Source organism: Leclercia adecarboxylata (genome assembly GCF_006874705.1).
Classification (GTDB): Bacteria; Pseudomonadota; Gammaproteobacteria; order Enterobacterales; family Enterobacteriaceae; genus Enterobacter; species Enterobacter adecarboxylatus_C.
On sequence record NZ_CP035382.1, the window covers coordinates 1,552,870 to 1,573,359 of the forward strand.

The window sequence follows — 20,490 nt, forward strand, 5'->3', positions numbered from 1 at the left end:
TTAATCCTCTCGGGCAAAAAGTGCCTCAATAAAGTCGCCCGATTTAAACGGACGTAAATCTTCGATACGTTCGCCAACACCGATGTAGCGGATAGGAATACCAAACTGATCGGCCACCGAGAAGATCACCCCGCCTTTCGCGGTGCCATCCAGCTTGGTCAGCGTGATCCCGGTCAATCCTACCGCTTCGTGGAACAGCTTCGCCTGACTGATGGCGTTCTGCCCGGTGCTGGCATCAATAGTCAGCATAATTTCATGCGGTGCATCTTCGTCCAGCTTTTTCATTACCCGGACGATCTTCTTCAGCTCTTCCATCAGGTGCGATTTGTTCTGCAAACGCCCTGCGGTATCGGCAATCAGCACATCCACATTACGCGCTTTGGCCGCCTGAATAGCGTCAAAGATCACGGAGGCGGAATCCGCCCCGGTGTGCTGGGCAATCACCGGAATGTTGTTGCGCTGGCCCCACACCTGCAGCTGCTCTACGGCGGCGGCACGGAAGGTATCGCCCGCGGCCAGCATCACCGATTTGCCCTGCTGTTCGAACTGACGCGCCAGCTTGCCGATAGTGGTAGTTTTACCCACGCCGTTAACGCCGACCATCAGAATAACAAATGGCATTTTGCCTTCAATATTAAGCGGTTCGTCAACTTTTGCGAGGATTTCACCCATCTCTTCTTTCAGCAGGCCGTACAGCGCCTCGGCGTCACGCAGCTGTTTACGGCTGGCGCTCTCCGTCAGACTGTTGATGATTTTACGGGTGGTTTCCACACCAACGTCGGCAATCAGCAGCTGTTCTTCCAGCTCTTCAAAGAGATCATCGTCGATTTTCTTACCGCGGAACAGACTGATAAATCCGGAACCGAGGTTCTCTTTGGTTTTGATCAGGCTGCGTTTCAGGCGCGCGAAGAAACCTTCTTTGGTTGGTTTTTCCTGCTCCTGGGCAAGCTCTTCAACCGGCTCTTCCTCTTCCGCTACCGGGACGACGATAACCGCTTCTTCTGCGGCTGCGGCCGCCAGCGCCTGAGCTTCGAGCTCTTCATCGCTAATGGGCTCTTCAACGTCGGTCTCTGGCAGGTACTCTTCCGGGATCGCTTCCTCAATTTCATCGAGGATCTCTTCCGGCAGCGGTAATTCTTCATGCTCAATCGCCTGCGGAGGTTCCACCTCAGCGACCGGCTCGACACTCTCTTCCACAGGCTCTGACGCAACGGCCACTGGCTCTGGCTCAACGATCACAGGCTCTGGCTCAACCGGCTGCGGTTTTTCGCTCTCCTGGACCTGCTCTGTGACCTCAACCACCTCTTCAGCGAAGGCTTCAGTCTCTTGCTGGCTGTGGGTGCGCGCTTCTGCTTCTACGTCAGCGACGGTCTCAACAGGGGTTTCAGGCTGCGGCTGTTCAACAGCGGCAGGCTGTTCGGCGATCTGTTGTTCTTCGTTCTGCTGCTCGGTTTCCTGCTCTTTTTGACCAAAGCCCAGCCAGGAAAAGAAGCCACGTTTTTTCTCTTTTGCCATCTGCGACTACACCCCTCGCGGTTAATTACTGGCGCTATATACATGGAAGCTAAAAAAATGATGAAATAGTTTATCACTTAACTTAACGCACATCACCGCCTGCAAGCGCAGGCCGTCGGTGTTCCCGAGCAAAGATATGAAGAAACCCAACCGTGCCGCAGCGGGCCAGATACGCATTATCGGCGGCCAGTGGCGAGGCCGTAAACTGCCGGTACCGGATAGCCCCGGTCTGCGCCCAACCACCGACCGCGTTCGCGAGACGCTGTTTAACTGGCTGGCACCTTCAATGGTAGATGCCCGCTGCCTGGATTGCTTCGCCGGAAGCGGTGCGCTGGGTCTCGAAGCCCTGTCGCGCTACGCCGCCAGCGCCACGCTGCTGGAGATGGATCGCAGCGTGGCCCAGCAGTTGCAGCAAAACCTGGTCACCCTGAAGGCCGCACACGCGAAAGTCGAAAATACCAACACCCTCGCCTTCCTTGCGCAGGCGGGCAGGCCGCACGATGTGGTGTTTGTCGATCCGCCTTTTCGCAAAGGGCTGCTGGAAGAGACGCTGACGCTGCTGGAAAACAACGGCTGGCTGGCGGATGATGCGCTAATCTACGTCGAGAGCGAGGTAGAAAATGGTTTACCGCCGGTGCCCGCCCACTGGGATCTGCACCGGGAAAAAGTGGCCGGCCAGGTCGCCTATCGTCTTTATCACCGTCAATCACAAGGAGAGACTGATGCCGGTACTGATTAATCTGGGTCGTTTGCTGATGATCGGGGTCTGGGCCTTTTTGCTGCTTAACCTCGTCCACCCCTTCCCGCGTCCGATGAATATCTTCGTCAACGTGGCGCTGATCTTCACCTCATTTATGCACGCCCTGCAGATGGTGATGCTCAAAAACGGCATGCCGAAGGATGGCCCGAAAATGACCGGCTGGCAGCAGCTGCGGGTGTTTATTTTTGGCGTGTTTGAACTGCTGGTGTGGATGAATAAGTTTAAGGCGCAGGCGAAGAAGTAATCTGCGCGCTGTTGCCCGGTGGCTCGATGCTTACCGGGCCTACGGTTCGTCCGGGCCGATAATCACGGCGCCGGACTAAACCCCTCAAACCGCGACCCTTTGTAGCTCAACGTCCCTTTATCCCCCACCGTCAGCTGATGGTACTGCTTCTCGTCGAGGCGAAAAGTCATCTCCAGACCGCCGCTCTCCGGCTTAAAGCTCGCCTCATAGCGCATTGCAGTGCCAGCTGGCGTCACCTGCTGCTGCCGCGATCGGCGATCGTTGAGCGCTTTTTCCCGTTTATTGCTCACCACCACCTGCTTTTGCTGCAGCGGGGCGGCGTCGTTATCCGCCTTTTCCCGACGCTGCTGCACAAAGCGAAACGAGGCGGCAATGACGATAATCGCCAGCACAATAATAAAAAAAAGCGGCATCTTGCTCATTAGACAATCCTTAAGACCAGGCTGAAATCAGGATAGCGTGCCACGCTGTGCATTGCTATTGGCCCGTCTGCACCACTACACTGAAGTGAAACTGTTTGTTCAACAATAACAGATACAGGGACTTAATATGCTTTGGTCATTTATCGCTGTCTGTTTCTCCGCATGGCTGTATGTCGATGCGTCCTACCGCGGCCCTGCCTGGCAGCGCTGGCTGTTTAAACCCGTCACCTTGTTGCTCCTGTTACTGCTGGCCTGGCAAGCGCCGATGTTTAACGCCATCAGTTACCTGGTGCTCGCCGGGCTCTGCGCGTCTCTGGTGGGCGATGCTCTGACCCTGCTGCCGCGCCAGCGTCTGCTCTATGCCGTGGGGGCGTTCTTCTTATCGCACCTGCTCTATACCATCTATTTCGCCAGCCAGATGACGCTGTCGTTCTTCTGGCCGCTGCCGCTGGCGCTGCTGGTCATTGGCGCGCTGCTGATCGCCGTGATCTGGTCGCGTCTGGAAGAGCTGCGCTGGGCGGTATGTACCTTTATCGCCATGACCCTGGTGATGGTCTGGCTGGCGGGCGAGCTGTGGTTCTTCCGTCCGACGGCTCCTGCCCTGTCGGCCTTCATCGGCGCCACGCTCCTGCTGCTGGGCAATATCGTCTGGCTGGGTAGCCACTATCGTCGCCGTTTCGGCGCCGATAATGCCATTGCCGCCGCCTGCTACTTCGCCGGGCATTTCCTGATTGTGCGTTCGCTGTATATTTAAATAGCGCTTGACTCTGGAGTCGACTCCAGAGTGCATACTGCGGTTAATGAGAAAATTATCATTGCCGGAGAGTGCCATGTCGACTCCAGAAACGCCAAAAAAAGTGCCGCAGTTTTCGGCACTTAAGCTCGCCCCCCTTCCCGCCAAAGAGGCCTGCTGCGCCGCGGATCACGGTCCTGTGCAGGCCGAAGCCGTGGCGCCCGTCCAGGGCCAGCGTTACAGCTGGGTGGTCAACGGCATGGACTGTGCCGCCTGCGCCCGCAAAGTGGAAACCGCCGTCCGCCAGGTGGCGGGCGTCAATCATGTCCAGGTCCTGTTTGCCACCGAAAAACTGCTGGTCGATGCCGGCAGCAACGTCAGCGCCCAGGTCGAAGCGGCGGTCATCAATGCGGGCTATACGCTGCGTAATGAGAACGCTCCCGCCGAAAAAGCCTCGGTGCTGCGCGACAATCTGCCGCTCATCACGCTGGTTCTGCTGATGGGCATAAGCTGGGGGTTGGAGCAGTTCAACCACCCGCTCGGTAACCTCGCCTTTATCGCCACCACCCTGGTCGGGCTCTGGCCGGTGGCCCGCCAGGCGCTGCGCCTGATGAAAAGCGGCAGCTGGTTCGCCATTGAAACCCTGATGAGCGTGGCCGCCATCGGGGCGCTGTTTATCGGCGCCACGGCGGAAGCGGCGATGGTCTTGCTGTTGTTTTTGATTGGCGAGCGGCTCGAAGGCTGGGCGGCAAGCCGGGCGCGTAAAGGGGTCAGCGCGCTGATGGCGCTGAAGCCTGAAACTGCAACTCAGGTCATTAATGGCGAGCGTAAAACCGTGCCTATTGCCGCGCTGCGTCCGGGGGATGTGATTGAAGTTGCCGCCGGGGGTCGTCTGCCTGCTGACGGGACGCTGCTCACCGCCGCGGCCAGCTTTGATGAAAGCGCCCTCACCGGCGAATCCATTCCGGTCGACCGTGCGGCGGGTGAAAAAGTCCCGGCGGGGGCCACCAGCGTCGATCGTCTGGTACAGCTGACGGTCTTGTCCGAACCGGGCGACAGCGCTATCGACCGCATCCTGAAGCTGATCGAAGAGGCGGAAGAGCGCCGCGCCCCGGTGGAGCGCTTCATCGACCGCTTCAGCCGGATCTATACCCCGGTGATTATGCTGATTGCCCTGCTGGTCGCCGTAGTGCCGCCGCTGCTGTTCAGCGCGCCCTGGGAGGGCTGGATCTACAAAGGGCTGACCCTGCTGCTGATTGGCTGCCCGTGTGCGCTGGTGATCTCCACCCCGGCGGCCATCACCTCCGGGCTGGCGGCCGCCGCACGCCGTGGGGCGCTGATTAAGGGCGGTGCCGCACTGGAGCAGCTGGCGCAGGTGCAGCAGGTGGCGTTCGACAAGACCGGCACCCTGACGGTGGGCAAGCCGCAGGTGACGGGCATTTATCCGCACGAGATTGGCGAGCAGGATCTGCTGGCGCTCGCCGCCGCGGTAGAGCAGGGTTCCACCCACCCGCTGGCGCAGGCGATTGTGCGTGAAGCGCAGACCCGCGGGCTGGCTGTTCCGACGGCTACCGGCCAGCGGGCGCTGATGGGCTCGGGGATCGAAGCTGAAGTCGCGGGCAGCAAGGTGCTCATTTGCACGGCAGATAAATTCCCTGCTCCGCACTTTGTAACGCAAATCGCTACTCTGGAGCAGGCCGGGCAGACGGTAGTGATGGTGGTCCAGGACGGCGAGACAAAAGGACTGATCGCCCTGCGTGATACCCTGCGTAATGACGCGAAAGAGGCCGTTAGCGCCCTGCATCAGCTCGGCGTCAACGGCGTGATCCTGACCGGCGATAACCCGCGCGCCGCCGCAGCCATTGCCGGTGAGCTGGCGCTGGATTACCGGGCGGGGCTGCTGCCAGCCGATAAAGTGCAGGCGGTAACGGCCCTTAATGCGCAAGCGCCGCTGGCGATGGTCGGGGACGGGATTAACGACGCCCCGGCGATGAAGGCGGCAACGCTTGGCATTGCGATGGGTAGCGGCACCGACGTGGCGCTGGAGACCGCCGATGCGGCGCTCACCCACAACCGCCTGACCGGGCTGGCGCAGATGATCGGTCTGGCCCGCGCCACCCGCGCCAATATCCGGCAGAACATCGCCATCGCGTTGGGGTTGAAGGGGATTTTCCTGGTGACTACCCTGCTGGGCATGACGGGATTGTGGCTGGCGGTGCTGGCGGATACCGGGGCAACGGTGCTGGTGACGGCGAACGCGTTGCGGCTGTTGCGCCAGAGGTAAAAAAACGCCCGGTGGCGCTACGCTTACCGGGCCTACAAAAACCCATGAACCGTAGCGCCGCCCGGCATTATCACTACTGCATCCCCAACATCCGCGGTAACCACAGCGATATCGCCGGGATGTAGGTCACCATCCCCAACACCAGCAGCAGCGCGCCGTAGAACGGCAGCATCGCCCGGACCACGGTTTCGATCTTCTGCTTACTCACCGCACTGGCGACAAACAGCACCGACCCCACCGGCGGCGTAATCAGCCCGATCCCGAGGTTGACCATCATGATCATCCCAAAATGCACCGGATCGATACCCAGCGAGTTGGTCACCGGCAGCAGCACCGGGGTCAGGATCAGGATGATCGGTGCCATGTCCATCAGGGTGCCGATCAGCAGCAGCATGACGTTAAGGTACATCAGGATCACGTACTTGTTGTCCGAGAGCGAGGTGAAGAACTCGGTGATCCGCATCGGCAGCTGCATGTAGGTCATCACCGCGCCAAAGGCCGCTGCAAAGCCGATCAGGATCATTACGATCGTTACCGTCTTCACCGTGCGGCACATCAGCTTCGGCAGCTCGTTCCACTTGTAGTCACGGTAGATAAACATGGTGACAAAGAACGCCCACAGGCAGGCGACCGCCGCCGATTCCGTCGCGGTAAAGATCCCCGACAAAATGCCGCCGAGAATGATCACCACCGTCATCAGACCCCACAGGGCATCGAAGAAAATCTTCAGCGCCTGCTTAAAGGGGATCCTCTCGCCTTTCGGATAACCGCGCTTGTGGGCAAAGCCCAGGCACAGCACCATCAGACAGACGCCGAGCAGCAGGCCCGGCAGGACGCCGGCGATAAACAGCGTCGCAATCGACACCGTTCCGCCTGCGGCCAGGGAGTAGATCACCGAGTTATGGCTGGGCGGGATCAGGATCGCCTGCACCGAGCCGCTGGCGGTCACTGCCGCTGCGTACTCACGCGGATAACCCTTCTTCTCCATCTCCGGGATCATCACGCTACCGATGGAGGCGGTATCCGCCACCGACGAGCCCGAAATGGCACCGAAGAAGGTCGAGGCGACAATATTCACCAGCGACAGGCCGCCGCGAATAAAGCCGACAAAAATATAGGCAAAGTTCACCAACCGGCGGGCAATGCCCCCTTCCGCCATGATCGCCCCCGCCAGGATAAAGAACGGGATCGCCAGCAGGGTAAATTTATTCACCCCGCTGGTGATCTGGATCATCAGCGCCTCCAGCGGCAGGTCAATCCACAGCGCGCCAGCCACGGCGCTTAAGCCGACGGCGAAGGCCACCGGCATCCCCAGCGCCAGTAAAATGGCGAGGGTGAAGAGCAAAACAAACGCGTCCATGATTCACCCCTTAACCGTGGTTGCCGATCATCACGACCGGGCGGTTTTCCTGAGAGCCAAACATCAGGCGCTCCAGGACAAACAAAATGAGGATCGCCGAACCGATGGGCAGCGGCAGATAGCTCTCACCGGAGGTCAGGATCGGGAACTCCGCCACCGGCTGTTCCCACAGCTCGACGCAGAGCAGATAGCTGTACCAGAAGATAATCAGCGAGATCAGCAGCATCAGCACATCCACCACCTTCGCGCACAACGCTTTTAACGCCGCAGGCAGGCGGTCGGTGAGCATATTTACCGCGATATGGGATCCGGCGCGGTAACCCACGGCGGCCCCGATAAAGGTGAAGGTCACCATGCAGATAATGGCTACCGGCTCCGGCCACGACTCGCCGCGGTTGAGGACGTAGCGGGAAAAAATCCCAATCGGGATCACGATGGTCATCACCAGCAGCGAAATGCCCGCCACCGCCATGGCGAGCAGGTACAGGCGATCCATCCACTTCAAATAGCGTTCGGACATACGTCCTCCACAACGAGGGGGTTACTGGACGTCAGCGATAGCTTTCATCAGATCCTGATGCTTGTCGCCATACTGGGCGCGCACCGGCTCTGTCGCCTTCACGAAGACCGCTTTATCAATGTCGTGGAACTGCACGCCGCCCGCCTTCATCTTCTGCAGAGCTTCGTCGTTATAGGCCTGCCACAGCTTGCGCTGCTCAAACTGCGCTTCGCGGGCCAGGGTCAGAATTTTTTGCTGTTCGTCGGCGCTCAGCTTGTCCCATTTCACTTTGGAGTAGAGCAGCATTTCCGGGGTGATGAAGTGGCCGCTGAGGGTGTAGTTTTTGGCGACAGGCATGTAGTTGTGGGCGATAAAGGTCGGCGGGTTGTTCTCGGCACCGTCGATAACGCCGGTCTGCATGCCGCTGTAGACTTCACTTACCCCCATTGCCACCGAGTTGGCTCCCATATCTTTCAGCGTGGCCAGCGCCACCGGGCTACCCTGCACGCGGATTTTCTTACCCTTCAGATCTTCCGGTTTAACAATGGGATCTTTGGTGATCAGGTTACGGGTGCCGGAGTCCATCCAGCCGAGGAACACCAGCCGCGATTTCGGGTTGGCGGTGAGTTTATCGCCGATCGATTTCCCGATATCGCCGTCGATCACTTTGTGCATATGGTCTTCGTCACGGAAGACATAGGGGAGCGTAAAGACTTCAATATCCGGCAGGATGGCGGCAACCGGGGCCATGGAGACGCGAATCATATCGATGGCCCCCATCTGCGCCTGCTCAATCATCTGCTTTTCATCGCCCAGCACGCCGCCAGGGAAAACTTTGATCTCCAGCTTGCCGTCGGTTTGTTGTTTGAGTTTTTCACCCATGTGCTGCACCGCCACCACGTTCGGGTAGCCTTCGGGATGCACATCAGCGGCTTTAATGGTTTGAGCAGAAACAGAGCAGGCAAAAGCAGACAGGCACAGAGCGGCCAGCAACGGCTTGAGGGTCGTTTTCATTGAGTCAACTCCAGGGTAGTGAGGTAAGTATCGGAACGTTGTTTTAGTTTTGAACGTTTAAAAACTAGACTACTGCCTGGAAAGCGTAGGTGAAGCACTTCACAAAAAGCGCTAAAAAATGAAATGGTGGTTTATTTGGGTGATGGAGGTCAAACGAAATGGCAATCGTAGGCCCGTGCAAGCGCAGCGCCGCCGGGCACGCCGGGTGGCGGCGATGCCTTACCCGGCCTACAAGGTCTATTACCCTTTGCGGATAAGATATTTGTACGGCAATACCCCGGTCTCCTGCGCCAGCAGCTCATGTTCCATAAAGGTACAGAAGCCCGGAATATCGCGGGTCGTGGCCGGATCGTCGGCGATAATTAACAGCGTTTCGCCGGACTGCATCGTGCGCACGGTTTTGCGCACCATCATGACGGGTTCCGGGCAGCGCAGGCCCTGCGCGTCAAGGGTGTGGTCCGGGTGGGTAAACAGATCGGTCATCTTGGTCTCGTCCAGATAAAAACGGCAGTAGTTTACGCCGCGAGCCGGGCAAAGCAAACCAGGTTAACGATTGCGTGAAAATTAGCCATTGCAAACTGTCGTTAAAGCAGTATCATGCGGCGGCTTTCAGAATCTGGCCCATTAGGCGTTATTGTTGAAGCCAGTCTGGAGACGGACAGCGCGCAGAAACCGGAGCGTACACTTAGTACGTGAGGATTTCGAGCACTGCCCGGATTCAGAATGGCGAATAAAATAGCCTAATGGGCCAGATTCATATTGGGTTCCCTCACCCCAAATTCTAATCAAAAAGGTCACAATATGACGCAGTTCTCTCAATCGCAGCGCGTAAAAGCGTTGTTCTGGCTTTCGCTTTTTCATCTGCTGGTGATCACCTCCAGTAACTACCTGGTGCAGCTGCCCATCTCCATTTTTGGTTTTCATACCACCTGGGGCGCATTCAGTTTCCCGTTTATCTTCCTTGCGACCGATCTCACCGTCCGTATCTTTGGCGCCCCGCTGGCCCGACGCATTATTTTTGCCGTCATGCTTCCGGCGCTGTTTGTTTCGTACGTGATCTCCTCGCTGTTCTATATGGGCAGCTGGCAGGGCTTTGAGGCGCTGACGCACTTTAACCTGTTCGTCGCCCGTATCGCCGCCGCCAGCTTTATGGCCTATGCGCTGGGACAGATCCTCGACGTACATGTGTTTAACCGCCTGCGGCAGAACCATCGCTGGTGGATGGCGCCGACCGCCTCCACGCTGTTTGGCAACGTCAGCGATACCCTGGCCTTTTTCTTTATCGCCTTCTGGCGCAGCCCGGATGCGTTCATGGCGCAACACTGGATGGAAATTGCGCTCGTGGACTACGCCTTTAAGGTGCTTATCAGCCTGGTCTTCTTCCTGCCGATGTACGGCGTGCTGCTGAATATGTTGCTGAAAAGATTCGCGGATAAATCTGAAATCCCGGGATTGCAGGCTGGTTAAGGGTTCCCCTGAACAGTTGTGATAAGATGGATTGATGCGCCGTTATGGCCGTTTATCGAAAGGAAGAATGTAATGCGCAATCTGGTTAAATATGTCGGGATTGGCCTGCTGGTGATGGGGCTGGCAGCCTGTGATAACAGCGACACCAAAACGCCTGCTCAGGCTGCGTCTGCTGAAAGCAACGCCACGGGCCAACCGGTCAGCCTGATGGATGGCAAACTCAGCTTCTCTCTGCCGGCGGATATGACCGATCAGAGCGGCAAGCTGGGCACCCAGGCGAACAACATGCACGTTTATTCCGATGCTACCGGGCAAAAAGCGGTGATCGTGATCGTTGGTGATGACACCAATGAAGACCTGGGCGTGCTGGCGAAGCGTCTGGAAGATCAGCAGCGCAGCCGCGACCCGCAGCTGCAGGTCGTGACCAATAAAGCCATCGAGCTGAAAGACCACAAGCTGCAACAGCTGGACAGCATTATCTCTGCCAAAGGCCAGACGGCTTACTCCTCCGTAGTGCTGGGCAAAGTGGACAACAAGCTGCTGACCCTGCAGATCACGCTGCCTGCTGACGATCAGCAGAAAGCGCAAACTGCCGCAGAGAACATCATCAATACCCTCGTGATTCAGTAAGTTCTCACGATGAGATGGCCTCCTCCGGAGGCCATTTTTTTAGCCGCCACGTCAGCAGTAACGCCACCGCCACCAGCCCCGCTGCCGCCAGATAGATAACAGGTACCCCGGCCCACGCCATCACCAGCCCGGCCAGCGGCCCGGTGATCCCCAGCGACATATCCATAAACACCGTATAGGTCGCCAGCGCCGCGCCCTGGTTCTGCTGCGGCACCGCTTTCACCGCCACCACCCCCAGCGCCGGGAACACCAGCGAGAAGCCCGCGCCTGCGAGGAACACCCCGATCCGTGCCATCCAGGGCGCATCGGCGATACCGGTCAGCAGCAGGCCGACAATCTCGACGCTAAAGCAGATGATGGCCACGTTCAGCCCGCCCAGTCGATTGATGCCGTTCGGGAACAGCAGCCGCGTCCCGACGAAGGCACAGCTGAACAGGGTCAACGCAAAGGCCGCGCCGTCCCAGCCTTTATCGGCGTAGAACAGGGTGATGAAGGTGGCGATCACCCCAAAGCCTGCCGAGCCAAGGGCCAGCGCCATGCCGTAGGGCCAGACGCGCCCCAGCACCGCGCGAAACGGCATCGGCTTGCCTTTGCTGGCTTTGACTTTCGGTCGCGGCAGCGCAAATAAAATCGCCAGCAGCGCCACCACCATAATGGTAAGCGCCAGCCCGCTCAGGCCGGTGTAGCGATAGCAGAGCACGCCGAGCGGGGCCCCCATCGCCATCGCCCCGTAGGTGACGATCCCGTTCCAGGAGATCACCCGCCCGATGTGCGATGCTCCCACCACCCCGACGCCCCACAGCGTGGAGCCGGTTCCGGCGAGGCTTTGCCCGACCCCAAGGATCACCCGACCAAGACAGAGCAGCGCCAGGCTCACCATCGGCCAGGCGCTGGTTAACCCGGCGAGGAGATAGCTCACTCCGCTCAGGAAGCAGCCGCAGAGCCCCAGCACCACAATGCTTTTCGGGCCAAACAGGTCGGCATAGCGCCCCGCGTAAGGGCGGCTTAACAGCGTGGCGAAGTATTGCAGGCTGATCACAAGGCCCGCCCAGAAGGCGCTAAAGCCCATAATGTCATGGACATAGCCCGGCAGCACGGCCAGCGGCAGGCCGATGGTCAGGTAGCTGGCAAAGTTGAAAATAACGACGGAAACAATACGCAGGTTGAGGCGTAATCCACTCAGTGCCGGTTCGGCGGCGGGTTCGGGCATCAGGTTCACCAGAATTTTTACAACAGTGTTTCACTATTACCATGACAGGGGCCGAAATGCAGCAGCGACTTTAAGATTAACGGCCTCCGCCGAAGCGCTGCGCGCGCACTACACTTATGAGCATCTCATAAGAGGAAACACTATGTTAACCACGCCACCCGGTAAACCGGGTCTTACACAGCCTGATAAATCCGGTCTTCATATTCTGCTCAAACTGGCCTGCCTGGTGGTGATCCTCGCAGGTATTCACGCCGCAGCGGATATTCTCGTGCAGCTGCTGCTGGCGCTCTTTTTCGCCATCGTCCTCAACCCCCTCGTCACCTGGTTTTTGCGTCGCGGATTTAGCCGCCCCCTGGCCATCACCATTGTGGTGGTGGTGATGCTGATTGGCCTGACGGCGCTGTTTGGGGTGCTGGCGGCCTCGCTCAATGAATTTGCCGCCCTGCTGCCGAAATACAATAAAGAGCTGACGCGCAAACTGGTCGATGTGCAGGAGATGTTTCCGTTCCTCAACCTGCATATCTCCCCGGAGCGGATGCTGAAACGGATGGACTCGGAAAAGGTGATGACCTTTGCCACCGCGCTGATGACCCAGCTTTCCGGGGCGATGGCCAGCGTCCTGCTGCTGGTGATGACGGTGGTGTTTATGCTGTTTGAAGTGCGCCACGTGCCGTACAAAATGCGTTTTGCCCTCAATAACCCGCAGATCCACATCGCCGGTCTGCACCGGGCGCTGAAGGGTGTTTCCCATTATCTGGCGCTGAAAACGCTGTTAAGCCTGTGGACGGGCGCGATTGTCTGGCTGGGGCTGACGCTGCTGGGGGTACAGTTCGCCCTGATGTGGGGTGTGCTGGCCTTCCTGCTGAACTATGTGCCTAATATTGGCGCGGTCATCTCCGCCGTCCCGCCGATGATCCAGGCGTTTCTGTTCAATGGTCTCTATGAATGCGCCATGGTGGGGGCGCTGTTCCTGATCGTCCATATGGTGCTGGGCAATATCGTTGAGCCCCGGATGATGGGCCACCGGCTGGGGATGTCCACCATGGTGGTGTTCCTGTCGTTACTGATCTGGGGCTGGTTACTGGGCCCGGTCGGGATGTTATTGTCCGTTCCGCTGACCAGCGTCTGTAAGATCTGGATGGAGACCACCCAGGGGGGCAGCAAGCTGGCGATCCTGCTCGGCCCGGGCCGACCGAAAAGCCGCTTACCGGGATAACGCATGTACGAAAAGGACACCCTCAGCGCGCTGGAGGCCATCACCGAAGCGCAACGTATCGCCTTTGCCCCGATGCTGTTTCAGACCGCGCTCTGTCTGCGTAACACCGGCATCCTCGCCTGGCTGGATAAACAGGGCACGCGGGGCGCTTCTCTCGAGGAGATCGTGGCGAACAGCACGCTCAGCGAATATGGCGCTGGCGTATTGCTGGATATGGGATTAAGCGGGCGGATAGTGACCCACAGCGAGGGGCGATATTATCTGGCCAAAATTGGTCACTATCTGCTGCATGACAGCATGACCCGCGTCAATATGGATTTCACCCAGGATGTTTGCTATCAGGGCCTGTTTCATCTTGCCGATGCATTGAAAGCGGAAAAACCGGCCGGGCTCACCGTCTTTGGCGAGTGGCCAACCATTTATCCGGCACTCTCCGCCCTACCCGAACAGGCGCAGCGGAGCTGGTTTGCTTTCGATCACTTCTATTCCGATGGCGCATTTGATGCCGCGTTACCCTATATATTCGCAAGCTCGCCGACAAAATTGTACGATGTCGGCGGAAATACGGGTAAATGGGCGCTACGCTGCTGTCGTTACGATGAAAATATCGCCGTGACGCTGCTCGATCTGCCGCAGCAAATTGCCCTGGCCCAGGAAAATATCGCAAAAGCAGGATTATCTCATCGTATTGGGCTCTATCCTGTCGATATGCTTAGCGACGCTGCTCTGCCGGATGACGCTGATATCTGGTGGATGAGCCAGTTTCTGGACTGCTTCTCTCCCGATCAGATTGTGACCCTGCTGAGCAACGTGGCGAAGGTGATGAAGCCAGGTGCCCGCCTGTGCATTCTGGAGCTGTTCTGGGATGCGCAACGATTCGAAGCGGCCTCCTTCAGCCTGAACGCAACCTCGCTCTATTTCACCTGTATGGCGAACGGCAACAGCCGTTTTTACAGCGTAGAGAAATTTTATCACTATCTGGAGAGAGCAGGATTCCGGGTAGAACAACGGCATGACAATCTCGGTGTGGGCCACACCTTATTGATTTGCCAGAAAATAAACAATAACGCGCCCTGACCTTCGGCTGCGTTACTGGATAACGGGTTTATCGCGGACGCGCGCAGATGAAATTTGCACTTAACATTCTCGACTGGCAAGCCAGAGCGCCAGGCCTTAGTGATGCCAGCCACTGGCAGGCATGGTCACAGGGTTTGCATGCCATCGATCCTGCTGCGCCGCAGGCCAAACTGTCCGAACTGCCGATGATGACCGCCCGCCGCCTCAGTTCCGGCAGTAAACTGGCGGTCGATTGCGGTATGGCGATGGTGCGAAAACATGCCATTGATGCCGTGGTTTACACCAGCCGTCACGGTGAGCTGGAGCGTAACTATCGCCTCCTGCATGCGCTGGCGACCGGACAGGATGTTTCCCCGACCGATTTCGCCATGTCGGTCCACAACTCTGCGGTGGGCAATCTGACTATCGCGGCGCGTCAGCCGATTGTCTCGTCATCCCTCTCCGCCGGAATGGACACCTTCCAGCAGGGGTTGTGCGAAGTGCTGAGCCTGCTGCATGCCGGATATACGCGGGTGTTAATGGTCGATTTCGATGGCGCCCTGCCCGATTTTTACCGCTCTGCACTCCCGCCGCAGATGCCGACCTGGCCCTATGCCCTGGCGCTGGTCATCGAAGCCGGTGACACTCTGCGCTGCGAAACGCAATCCGTCCGTTGCCCCGAAGCGCTCTCGCTGCCGCAGAGCCTGCTGTTCCTGCGCCACTACCTGCGAGGCGATCGGCAGTTTGTGGTGCCCGGCGAGCGCCTGCTGTGGCAGTGGACCCGCGCATGATACGCGTAAGGGCGGCCCTCAGCCGCGGCTGGCGGCTGGTGATGACCGGCTTGTGCTTCGTGCTGTTTGGCGCGGGCGGACTGCTGCTGTCGCTGGTGTGGTTCAACCTGCTGAACCTGGTCCAGCGCGATCGCGTGCGTCGTCGTCGCCTCGCCCGACGCAGTATTGCCGCCAGCTTCCGTGCTTTTTTAACCGTCGCCCGCACCCTCGGCGTGCTCGATTACCGCTTCAATAACCTCGACGCGCTGCGCCACGAACGCGGCTGTCTGGTAGTGGCGAACCACCCGACGCTTATCGACTACGTGCTGATCGCGTCGGTGATGCCGGAAACCGACTGCCTGGTGAAAAGCGCCCTGCTGCGTAACCCTTTTCTCAGCGGGGCGATCCGGGCGGCCGATTACCTGATCAACAGCGAAGCCGACGCCCTGTTAAGCGCCTGTCAGCAACGGCTGAGCCAGGGCGACACCCTGCTGATCTTCCCGGAAGGGACGCGCACGCAGGCGGGGAAAGCCATCACGCTGCAACGCGGTGCGGCCAATATTGCCGTGCGTTGCGCCAGCGACCTGCGGGTGGTGCTCATCCACTGCAGCGAGCACCTGCTTGATAAACACAGCCGGTGGTATGACATACCGCCAGACAAACCCTTTTTCACGGTCGATGTCCGTGAGCGGGTCAGTATTAGTGATTTTTACGATGCAGCAGTACAGGAGCCAGCCCTGGCGGCAAGACAGCTCAACCGGCACCTGCAGCATCGCTTAACATCCGGTCTTCAATCTTTGTCAGGAATGAATGATGCAAGCGCTCTACCTTGAAATTAAAAATCTTATCATTACTACCCTCAATCTGGACGAATTGACCGCAGAGGATATCGATACGGATGCCGCGCTGTTTGGCGATGGGTTGGGCCTTGACTCGATCGATGCCCTTGAGCTGGGGCTGGCGGTAAAAAACCAGTACGGCGTGGTGTTGTCTGCCGAAAGCGAAGAGATGCGTCAACATTTTTACTCCGTCGCCACCCTGGCCTCTTTCATCACCGCCCAACGCGCCTGAGACCGAATTTACCATGACTACAGAACACAAATCCGTTTATCAGGAAGTCACCACTCTCCTGATCACCCTGTTTGAAATTGCGCCGGAAGCCATCACCCCGGAGGCGCGCCTGTATGAGGATCTGGAGCTGGACAGCATCGACGCCGTCGACATGGTTGTTCACCTGCAGAAACGAACCGGCGCCCGAATCAAACCGGAAACCTTCAAGTCGGTACGTACCGTGCAGGACGTAGTGGATGCGGTAGAAAAGCTCCTGCGTGAAGCATAAGACACCATGCGTGGCGGACGATCCTTCCCGGCAATCCCACTGCTGACGGGGTTAATGCTGGTCGCATGGCCCTTTCTGATTGGCTTCGGGTTGTCGCACAACAGCCTGCACTGGCTGCTGCCGCTGATGGCAATCCTGCTGCTGTTCCGTTTTCGCCAGGCGCGGCTTAATTCCGGGCCGATGCGCTATGTGACCCAGAGCGTTGCCCTGGCGGGTATCGTCCTGTGCGCCGCCAGCTACCTCCTGAAAGCGCATCAGTGGCTGCTGTTCTATCCGGTGATCGTTAACCTGGCGATGCTGGTCGTTTTCGGCGGGTCGCTGTGGACGGCGATGCCGCTGGTCGAACGGCTGGCGCGACTGCGGGAACCGAATTTATCCCCTTCCGGTGTGCGCTATACCCGCGTTGTCACCCGGGTTTGGTGCGGCTTTTTCATCTTCAACGGGGGAATGGCGCTGTTCACCGTGTTGCGGGGTGACATGCACCTCTGGACGCTGTGGAACGGCATGATCGCCTATATCCTGATGGGAACGTTAATGGCAAGCGAGTGGATAGTGCGTCAACGGATAATCAAAAAAGAGCAGCGCGATGCATAACCCCCTCCCGCTGAGCCAGTGGCTGAACGCCCCACGCCCGGACGACACCCCTGTCGCCTGGTCTGGCGATCGCTGCTGGACGCTCGGGCAGCTGCGCGACGACGTCAGCGCCCTGACGGCCTGTTTGCAGCAGCAGGAAGGCGATCGCTGGGCGCTCTGTTTTGACAACAGCTATCTGTTTATCGTTGCCCTGCTGGCAACGCTGCATGCGGGCAAAACCCCGGTGCTGCCCGGACACAGCCGGGAATCGCTGCTGGAGGAGCAGCAGGGACTGTTCAGCGGCGTGCTGAGCGACAGGACGCTGAGCTTCCGGGGCCGCCTGCTGGTGGTCAGCTCTGCCCGCCGCAGTGCGCCGCCGTTCATGCCGCTGCCGGCCATTGATGACGCCCGCGTTATCGAACTGTTCACCTCCGGCTCGACCGGAGCCCCTGCACGGATCGTCAAGCGTGTCGCCCAGCTCGATCGGGAAGCCAGGCTGCTGGCAGCCCGCTTTGGCGAGCGGCTGAACGGCTGCTGCGTGGTCTCCTCGGTTGTGCCCCAGCATCTGTACGGCCTGACGTTTCGCATTGTATTGCCGATGTCGCTGGCGCTGCCGCTGCATGCGGAGATGATCTCCTATGCCGAACAGCTGGCGGCCGTGGATCATACCCGGCGCTACCTGTTTATCAGCAGCCCGGCGTTTCTGAAGCGGCTCGATACGCAGCTCGCCCCGCCGCCCGTTGCCGTCCTGGTCTCGGCCGGAGGCGTACTGATGTGGGAGTCGGCCTGCAATACCTACCGTTGGCTGGGACTCTGGCCGGATGAAATTTACGGCAGTAGCGAAACCGGCGTCCTCGCCTGGCGTTACCGTCAGGCGGACAAATGCCTCTGGCAACCCTTCCCCGGGGTGACCTTTAGCCGCGATAATGGCGCCCTGCGCGTTACCTCGCCGCTGATCGATGAGGCGGACGGCGTTCTGCTCGACGATATTCTGCACGTCGGGGATGATGGTCAGTTCAGTCTTATTGGCCGCCAGGGACGGGTGGTGAAAATCGAAGAGAAACGTATCTCGCTGACCGAGGTTGAACAGCGTCTGCTGGCGCTGGACGGCATCTGCGAAGCGGCGGCGCTGCCGGTTACGCGCGGTGGACGCCAGGGCGTTGGCGTACTGCTGGTGCTGGATGACGCCGCGCGTCAACAGCTGCACCAGCGCGGCATTAAAGCGCAGATCATGGCCTGGCGACGCGCCCTGCGGCCGTGGCTCGAACCGGTCGCGATCCCTCGCTACTGGCGCATCATTGATGAAATGCCGGTAAACAGTATGAACAAGCGTGTCTATGCGCAGTTACAGGAGTTATTTCATGAAAATCCATGAAATCGAGCGCCATCAGGCACAACCGCAGCAACTTGAGATCGTCCTGCACCTCGATCCGGCGCTGTTCTGGTTCCAGGGCCATTTTGCCGTGCAGCCGCTGCTGCCCGGCGTCGCTCAGCTTGACTGGGTAATGCACTACGCCACCACGCTGCTGGCACCGGAGTATCGTTTTCACAGTATCCAGAACGTTAAATTTCAGGCACCGCTGCTCCCCGATGCCACCGTAACGTTGACCCTCGACTGGAACGCGGAGCGCCAGACCCTCACCTTCAGCTATCAACGCCACGACGGTGAACAGCGCCTCCTGGCCAGCAGCGGGAAGATTCGCTTATGCCGTTAACCTTTCGCCCCTGCATTCTGATCCCCTGCTACAACCATGGGGCGATGATGGCGAACGTCCTGAGCCGTCTGGCGCCGTTTCAGCTGCCGGTGATTGTGGTCGACGATGGCAGCGATGCCAGCACCCGTCAGGAACTGGATCGCCTGGCTGCCGACAATGCGCAGGTGACGCTGGTGCGGCTGATACACAATGCCGGCAAAGGGGCGGCGGTGATCCGTGGACTGAAAGTCTGCGCCGGGGCAGGTTTTACCCATGCGGTGCAGGTGGATGCCGACGGCCAGCATGCCATTGAGGACATCCCCCGGCTGCTGGCGCTGGCAGAGCGCCACCCGCAGGCGCTGATCTCCGGCCAGCCGGTCTTTGATGACTCGATCCCCCGCTCGCGACTGTATGGCCGCTGGATCACCCATGTCTGGGTCTGGATCGAAACCCTGTCATTGCAGCTCAAAGACAGCATGTGTGGCTTCCGGGTCTACCCGGTGGCCCCGACGTTACAGGTCATCAACAGTGTGCCGCTCGGCAAGCGAATGGATTTTGATACCGAAATCATGGTGCGCCTCTACTGGCAGGGCAATACCAGCTATTTTCTGCCCACCCGGGTGACCTATCCGCAGGATGGCATCTCCCATTTCGATGCCCTGAACGACAACCTGCGCATCTCCTGGATGCACACCCGGCTGTTCTTCGGCATGCTGCCGCGCATCCCTTCCCTGCTCTTTCGCCGCCGCAGCCAGCACTGGGCGCAGCAGCAGGAGGTGAAAGGCCTGTACGGCATGCGCCTGATGTTACGGGTCTGGCAGCTGCTCGGGCGCAGGGCGTTTACCCTCCTGCTGTGGCCGGTGATTGCCGTCTACTGGCTGACGGCCCGCCCGGCCCGCCAGGCATCGCAACAGTGGATCGCCCGCGTGAGCGAGACGCTGGCGCTGCGCCAGCAGCCAAAGCCCGCGCGCCTGAACAGCTTTTTCCACTTCCTGCGTTTTGGCAATGCGATGCTGGATAAGGTCGCCAGTTGGCAGGGCGAACTCAGACTGGGCAGGGACGTGGTCTTCGCCCCTGGCGCACGGGAAAAGCTCGATCTTAGCGTGCCTGAGGGCAAGCTGCTGCTGGCCTCCCATCTCGGCGATGTCGAGGCGTGCCGCGCCCTGGCGCAGCTCGACGGCGGCAAGACCATCAATGCGCTGGTCTTCAGCGATAACGCCCAACGCTTCAAACAGATTATGCAGGAGATGGCGCCGCAGGCCGGGCTGAACCTGATCCCGGTGACCGATATTGGCCCGGAGACCGCCATCCTCCTGAAAGAGAAGATCGATCACGGGGAATGGGTGGCGATCGTCGGGGATCGGATCGCCGTCGATCCGCAGCGCGGCGGCAGCTGGCGCGTGGTATGGAGCGACTTTATGGGCCAGCCTGCGCCGTTTCCTGAGGGGCCATTTATTCTCGCCTCGCTGATGCGCTGCCCGGTGATGCTGATTTTCGCCCTGCGCCAGCAGCAGAAGCTGCATATCCACTGCGAAGACTTTGCCGATCCGCTACTGTTACCGCGCAGCGGGCGCCAGCAGGCGTTACAGCAGACCGTCGACCGTTATGCCCAACGGCTGGAGCACTTTGCGCTGCAGGCCCCGCTCGACTGGTTTAATTTTTTCGATTTCTGGCGTCTGCCGGATGCCAAAGAGAAGGAGTAAA

22 protein-coding genes and 1 pseudogene are annotated in these 20,490 nt (G+C 59.2%); 16 read left to right on the plus strand and 7 right to left on the minus strand.

The genetic code is table 11. The annotated features are described in order from the left end of the window. The gene (gene ftsY, locus ES815_RS08435; RefSeq protein ID WP_142487428.1) at nt 1-1,515 is read right to left on the minus strand and encodes a signal recognition particle-docking protein FtsY; all 1,515 of its coding nucleotides are present in this window, start codon (nt 1,513-1,515) and stop codon (nt 1-3) included. A 136-nt stretch (nt 1,516-1,651) separates the two neighbouring features. Between ftsY and rsmD the strand changes: the two genes are divergently transcribed. Continuing rightward, on the plus strand, nt 1,652-2,254 hold the full coding sequence (rsmD, locus tag ES815_RS08440) for a 16S rRNA (guanine(966)-N(2))-methyltransferase (protein ID WP_142487429.1): 603 nt from the start codon (nt 1,652-1,654) through the stop codon (nt 2,252-2,254). Next, nucleotides 2,238-2,519: a DUF1145 family protein gene (locus ES815_RS08445; protein WP_032614948.1), complete on the plus strand. Its 282-nt coding sequence runs from the start codon at nt 2,238-2,240 to the stop codon at nt 2,517-2,519. Before rsmD ends, ES815_RS08445 begins: the two co-directional genes overlap by 17 nt. A 62-nt stretch (nt 2,520-2,581) precedes the next feature. Here ES815_RS08445 and ES815_RS08450 read toward each other — a convergent pair whose 3' ends face one another. Then, nucleotides 2,582-2,941 carry a DUF2500 domain-containing protein gene (locus ES815_RS08450; RefSeq protein WP_142487430.1) on the minus strand — a complete coding sequence of 120 codons (360 nt, stop codon included), beginning with the start codon at nt 2,939-2,941 and terminating at the stop codon, nt 2,582-2,584. A 127-nt stretch (nt 2,942-3,068) separates the two neighbouring features. Here ES815_RS08450 and ES815_RS08455 point away from each other — a divergent pair, with 127 nt between their 5' ends. Both ES815_RS08455 and zntA read left to right on the plus strand, forming a co-directional pair. After that, on the plus strand, nt 3,069-3,695 hold the full coding sequence (locus ES815_RS08455; RefSeq protein ID WP_142487431.1) for a lysoplasmalogenase: 627 nt from the start codon (nt 3,069-3,071) through the stop codon (nt 3,693-3,695). Between the two features lie 76 nt (nt 3,696-3,771). After that, nucleotides 3,772-5,958 carry a Zn(II)/Cd(II)/Pb(II) translocating P-type ATPase ZntA gene (zntA, locus tag ES815_RS08460; protein WP_142487432.1) on the plus strand — a complete coding sequence of 729 codons (2,187 nt, stop codon included), beginning with the start codon at nt 3,772-3,774 and terminating at the stop codon, nt 5,956-5,958. 73 nt (nt 5,959-6,031) lie between these two features. Here zntA and ES815_RS08465 read toward each other — a convergent pair whose 3' ends face one another. The 4 genes from ES815_RS08465 to tusA form a co-directional block, all read right to left on the minus strand. Next, entirely contained in the window at nt 6,032-7,318 is a 1,287-nt protein-coding gene (locus ES815_RS08465) for a TRAP transporter large permease (protein WP_142487433.1), read from the minus strand. Nucleotides 7,319-7,328: 10 nt separating this feature from the next. Further along, nucleotides 7,329-7,838 carry a TRAP transporter small permease gene (locus ES815_RS08470; protein ID WP_142487434.1) on the minus strand — a complete coding sequence of 170 codons (510 nt, stop codon included), beginning with the start codon at nt 7,836-7,838 and terminating at the stop codon, nt 7,329-7,331. Nucleotides 7,839-7,859: 21 nt separating this feature from the next. Next, nucleotides 7,860-8,831 (minus strand): TRAP transporter substrate-binding protein, encoded by a 972-nt coding sequence (locus ES815_RS08475; protein ID WP_142487435.1) that lies wholly within the window; start codon nt 8,829-8,831, stop codon nt 7,860-7,862. A 240-nt stretch (nt 8,832-9,071) separates the two neighbouring features. After that, nucleotides 9,072-9,314, minus strand: coding sequence for a sulfurtransferase TusA (gene tusA, locus ES815_RS08480; protein WP_142487436.1), 243 nt, complete (start codon nt 9,312-9,314; stop codon nt 9,072-9,074). A gap of 318 nt (nt 9,315-9,632) precedes the next feature. Here tusA and ES815_RS08485 point away from each other — a divergent pair, with 318 nt between their 5' ends. Both ES815_RS08485 and ES815_RS08490 read left to right on the plus strand, forming a co-directional pair. Continuing rightward, entirely contained in the window at nt 9,633-10,298 is a 666-nt protein-coding gene (locus tag ES815_RS08485; RefSeq protein WP_106995269.1) for a 7-cyano-7-deazaguanine/7-aminomethyl-7-deazaguanine transporter, read from the plus strand. 72 nt (nt 10,299-10,370) lie between these two features. Continuing rightward, nucleotides 10,371-10,928 carry a DcrB family lipoprotein gene (locus ES815_RS08490; protein WP_032614966.1) on the plus strand — a complete coding sequence of 186 codons (558 nt, stop codon included), beginning with the start codon at nt 10,371-10,373 and terminating at the stop codon, nt 10,926-10,928. 4 nt (nt 10,929-10,932) lie between these two features. On the opposite strand, the pseudogene ES815_RS08495 reads toward ES815_RS08490, so the two are convergent. Next, nucleotides 10,933-12,172, minus strand: a pseudogene (locus tag ES815_RS08495) (MFS transporter). A 108-nt stretch (nt 12,173-12,280) separates the two neighbouring features. On the opposite strand from ES815_RS08495, the gene ES815_RS08500 reads away from it, so the two are divergent. Genes ES815_RS08500 through ES815_RS08545 form a run of 10 tightly spaced genes read left to right on the plus strand, consistent with a single transcriptional unit; the run spans nt 12,281 to nt 20,489 of the window. Next, nucleotides 12,281-13,354 (plus strand): AI-2E family transporter, encoded by a 1,074-nt coding sequence (locus tag ES815_RS08500; RefSeq protein ID WP_142487438.1) that lies wholly within the window; start codon nt 12,281-12,283, stop codon nt 13,352-13,354. A gap of 3 nt (nt 13,355-13,357) precedes the next feature. After that, nucleotides 13,358-14,431, plus strand: a complete 1,074-nt coding sequence (locus ES815_RS08505) for a methyltransferase (protein WP_142487439.1) — start codon at nt 13,358-13,360, stop codon at nt 14,429-14,431. Between the two features lie 47 nt (nt 14,432-14,478). Next, entirely contained in the window at nt 14,479-15,201 is a 723-nt protein-coding gene (locus ES815_RS08510) for a beta-ketoacyl synthase chain length factor (RefSeq protein ID WP_142487440.1), read from the plus strand. Further along, on the plus strand, nt 15,198-16,013 hold the full coding sequence (locus tag ES815_RS08515) for a lysophospholipid acyltransferase family protein (protein WP_142487441.1): 816 nt from the start codon (nt 15,198-15,200) through the stop codon (nt 16,011-16,013). Before ES815_RS08510 ends, ES815_RS08515 begins: the two co-directional genes overlap by 4 nt. Continuing rightward, complete coding sequence (locus ES815_RS08520) at nt 15,994-16,251, plus strand: phosphopantetheine-binding protein (RefSeq protein WP_106995276.1); 258 nt, start codon at nt 15,994-15,996, stop codon at nt 16,249-16,251. Before ES815_RS08515 ends, ES815_RS08520 begins: the two co-directional genes overlap by 20 nt. A 13-nt stretch (nt 16,252-16,264) precedes the next feature. Further along, the gene (locus ES815_RS08525; RefSeq protein ID WP_142487442.1) at nt 16,265-16,519 is read left to right on the plus strand and encodes an acyl carrier protein; all 255 of its coding nucleotides are present in this window, start codon (nt 16,265-16,267) and stop codon (nt 16,517-16,519) included. A gap of 6 nt (nt 16,520-16,525) precedes the next feature. Then, nucleotides 16,526-17,113 carry a hypothetical protein gene (locus tag ES815_RS08530; RefSeq protein ID WP_142487443.1) on the plus strand — a complete coding sequence of 196 codons (588 nt, stop codon included), beginning with the start codon at nt 16,526-16,528 and terminating at the stop codon, nt 17,111-17,113. Then, nucleotides 17,106-18,467, plus strand: a complete 1,362-nt coding sequence (locus ES815_RS08535) for an acyl-CoA synthetase (protein WP_142487444.1) — start codon at nt 17,106-17,108, stop codon at nt 18,465-18,467. Before ES815_RS08530 ends, ES815_RS08535 begins: the two co-directional genes overlap by 8 nt. Continuing rightward, nucleotides 18,454-18,807 carry a hydroxymyristoyl-ACP dehydratase gene (locus ES815_RS08540; RefSeq protein WP_142487445.1) on the plus strand — a complete coding sequence of 118 codons (354 nt, stop codon included), beginning with the start codon at nt 18,454-18,456 and terminating at the stop codon, nt 18,805-18,807. The genes ES815_RS08535 and ES815_RS08540 overlap by 14 nt, the downstream gene beginning before the upstream one ends. Continuing rightward, nucleotides 18,798-20,489: a glycosyltransferase family 2 protein gene (locus ES815_RS08545; RefSeq protein ID WP_142487446.1), complete on the plus strand. Its 1,692-nt coding sequence runs from the start codon at nt 18,798-18,800 to the stop codon at nt 20,487-20,489. Before ES815_RS08540 ends, ES815_RS08545 begins: the two co-directional genes overlap by 10 nt. Nucleotide 20,490: the final 1 nt, after the last annotated feature.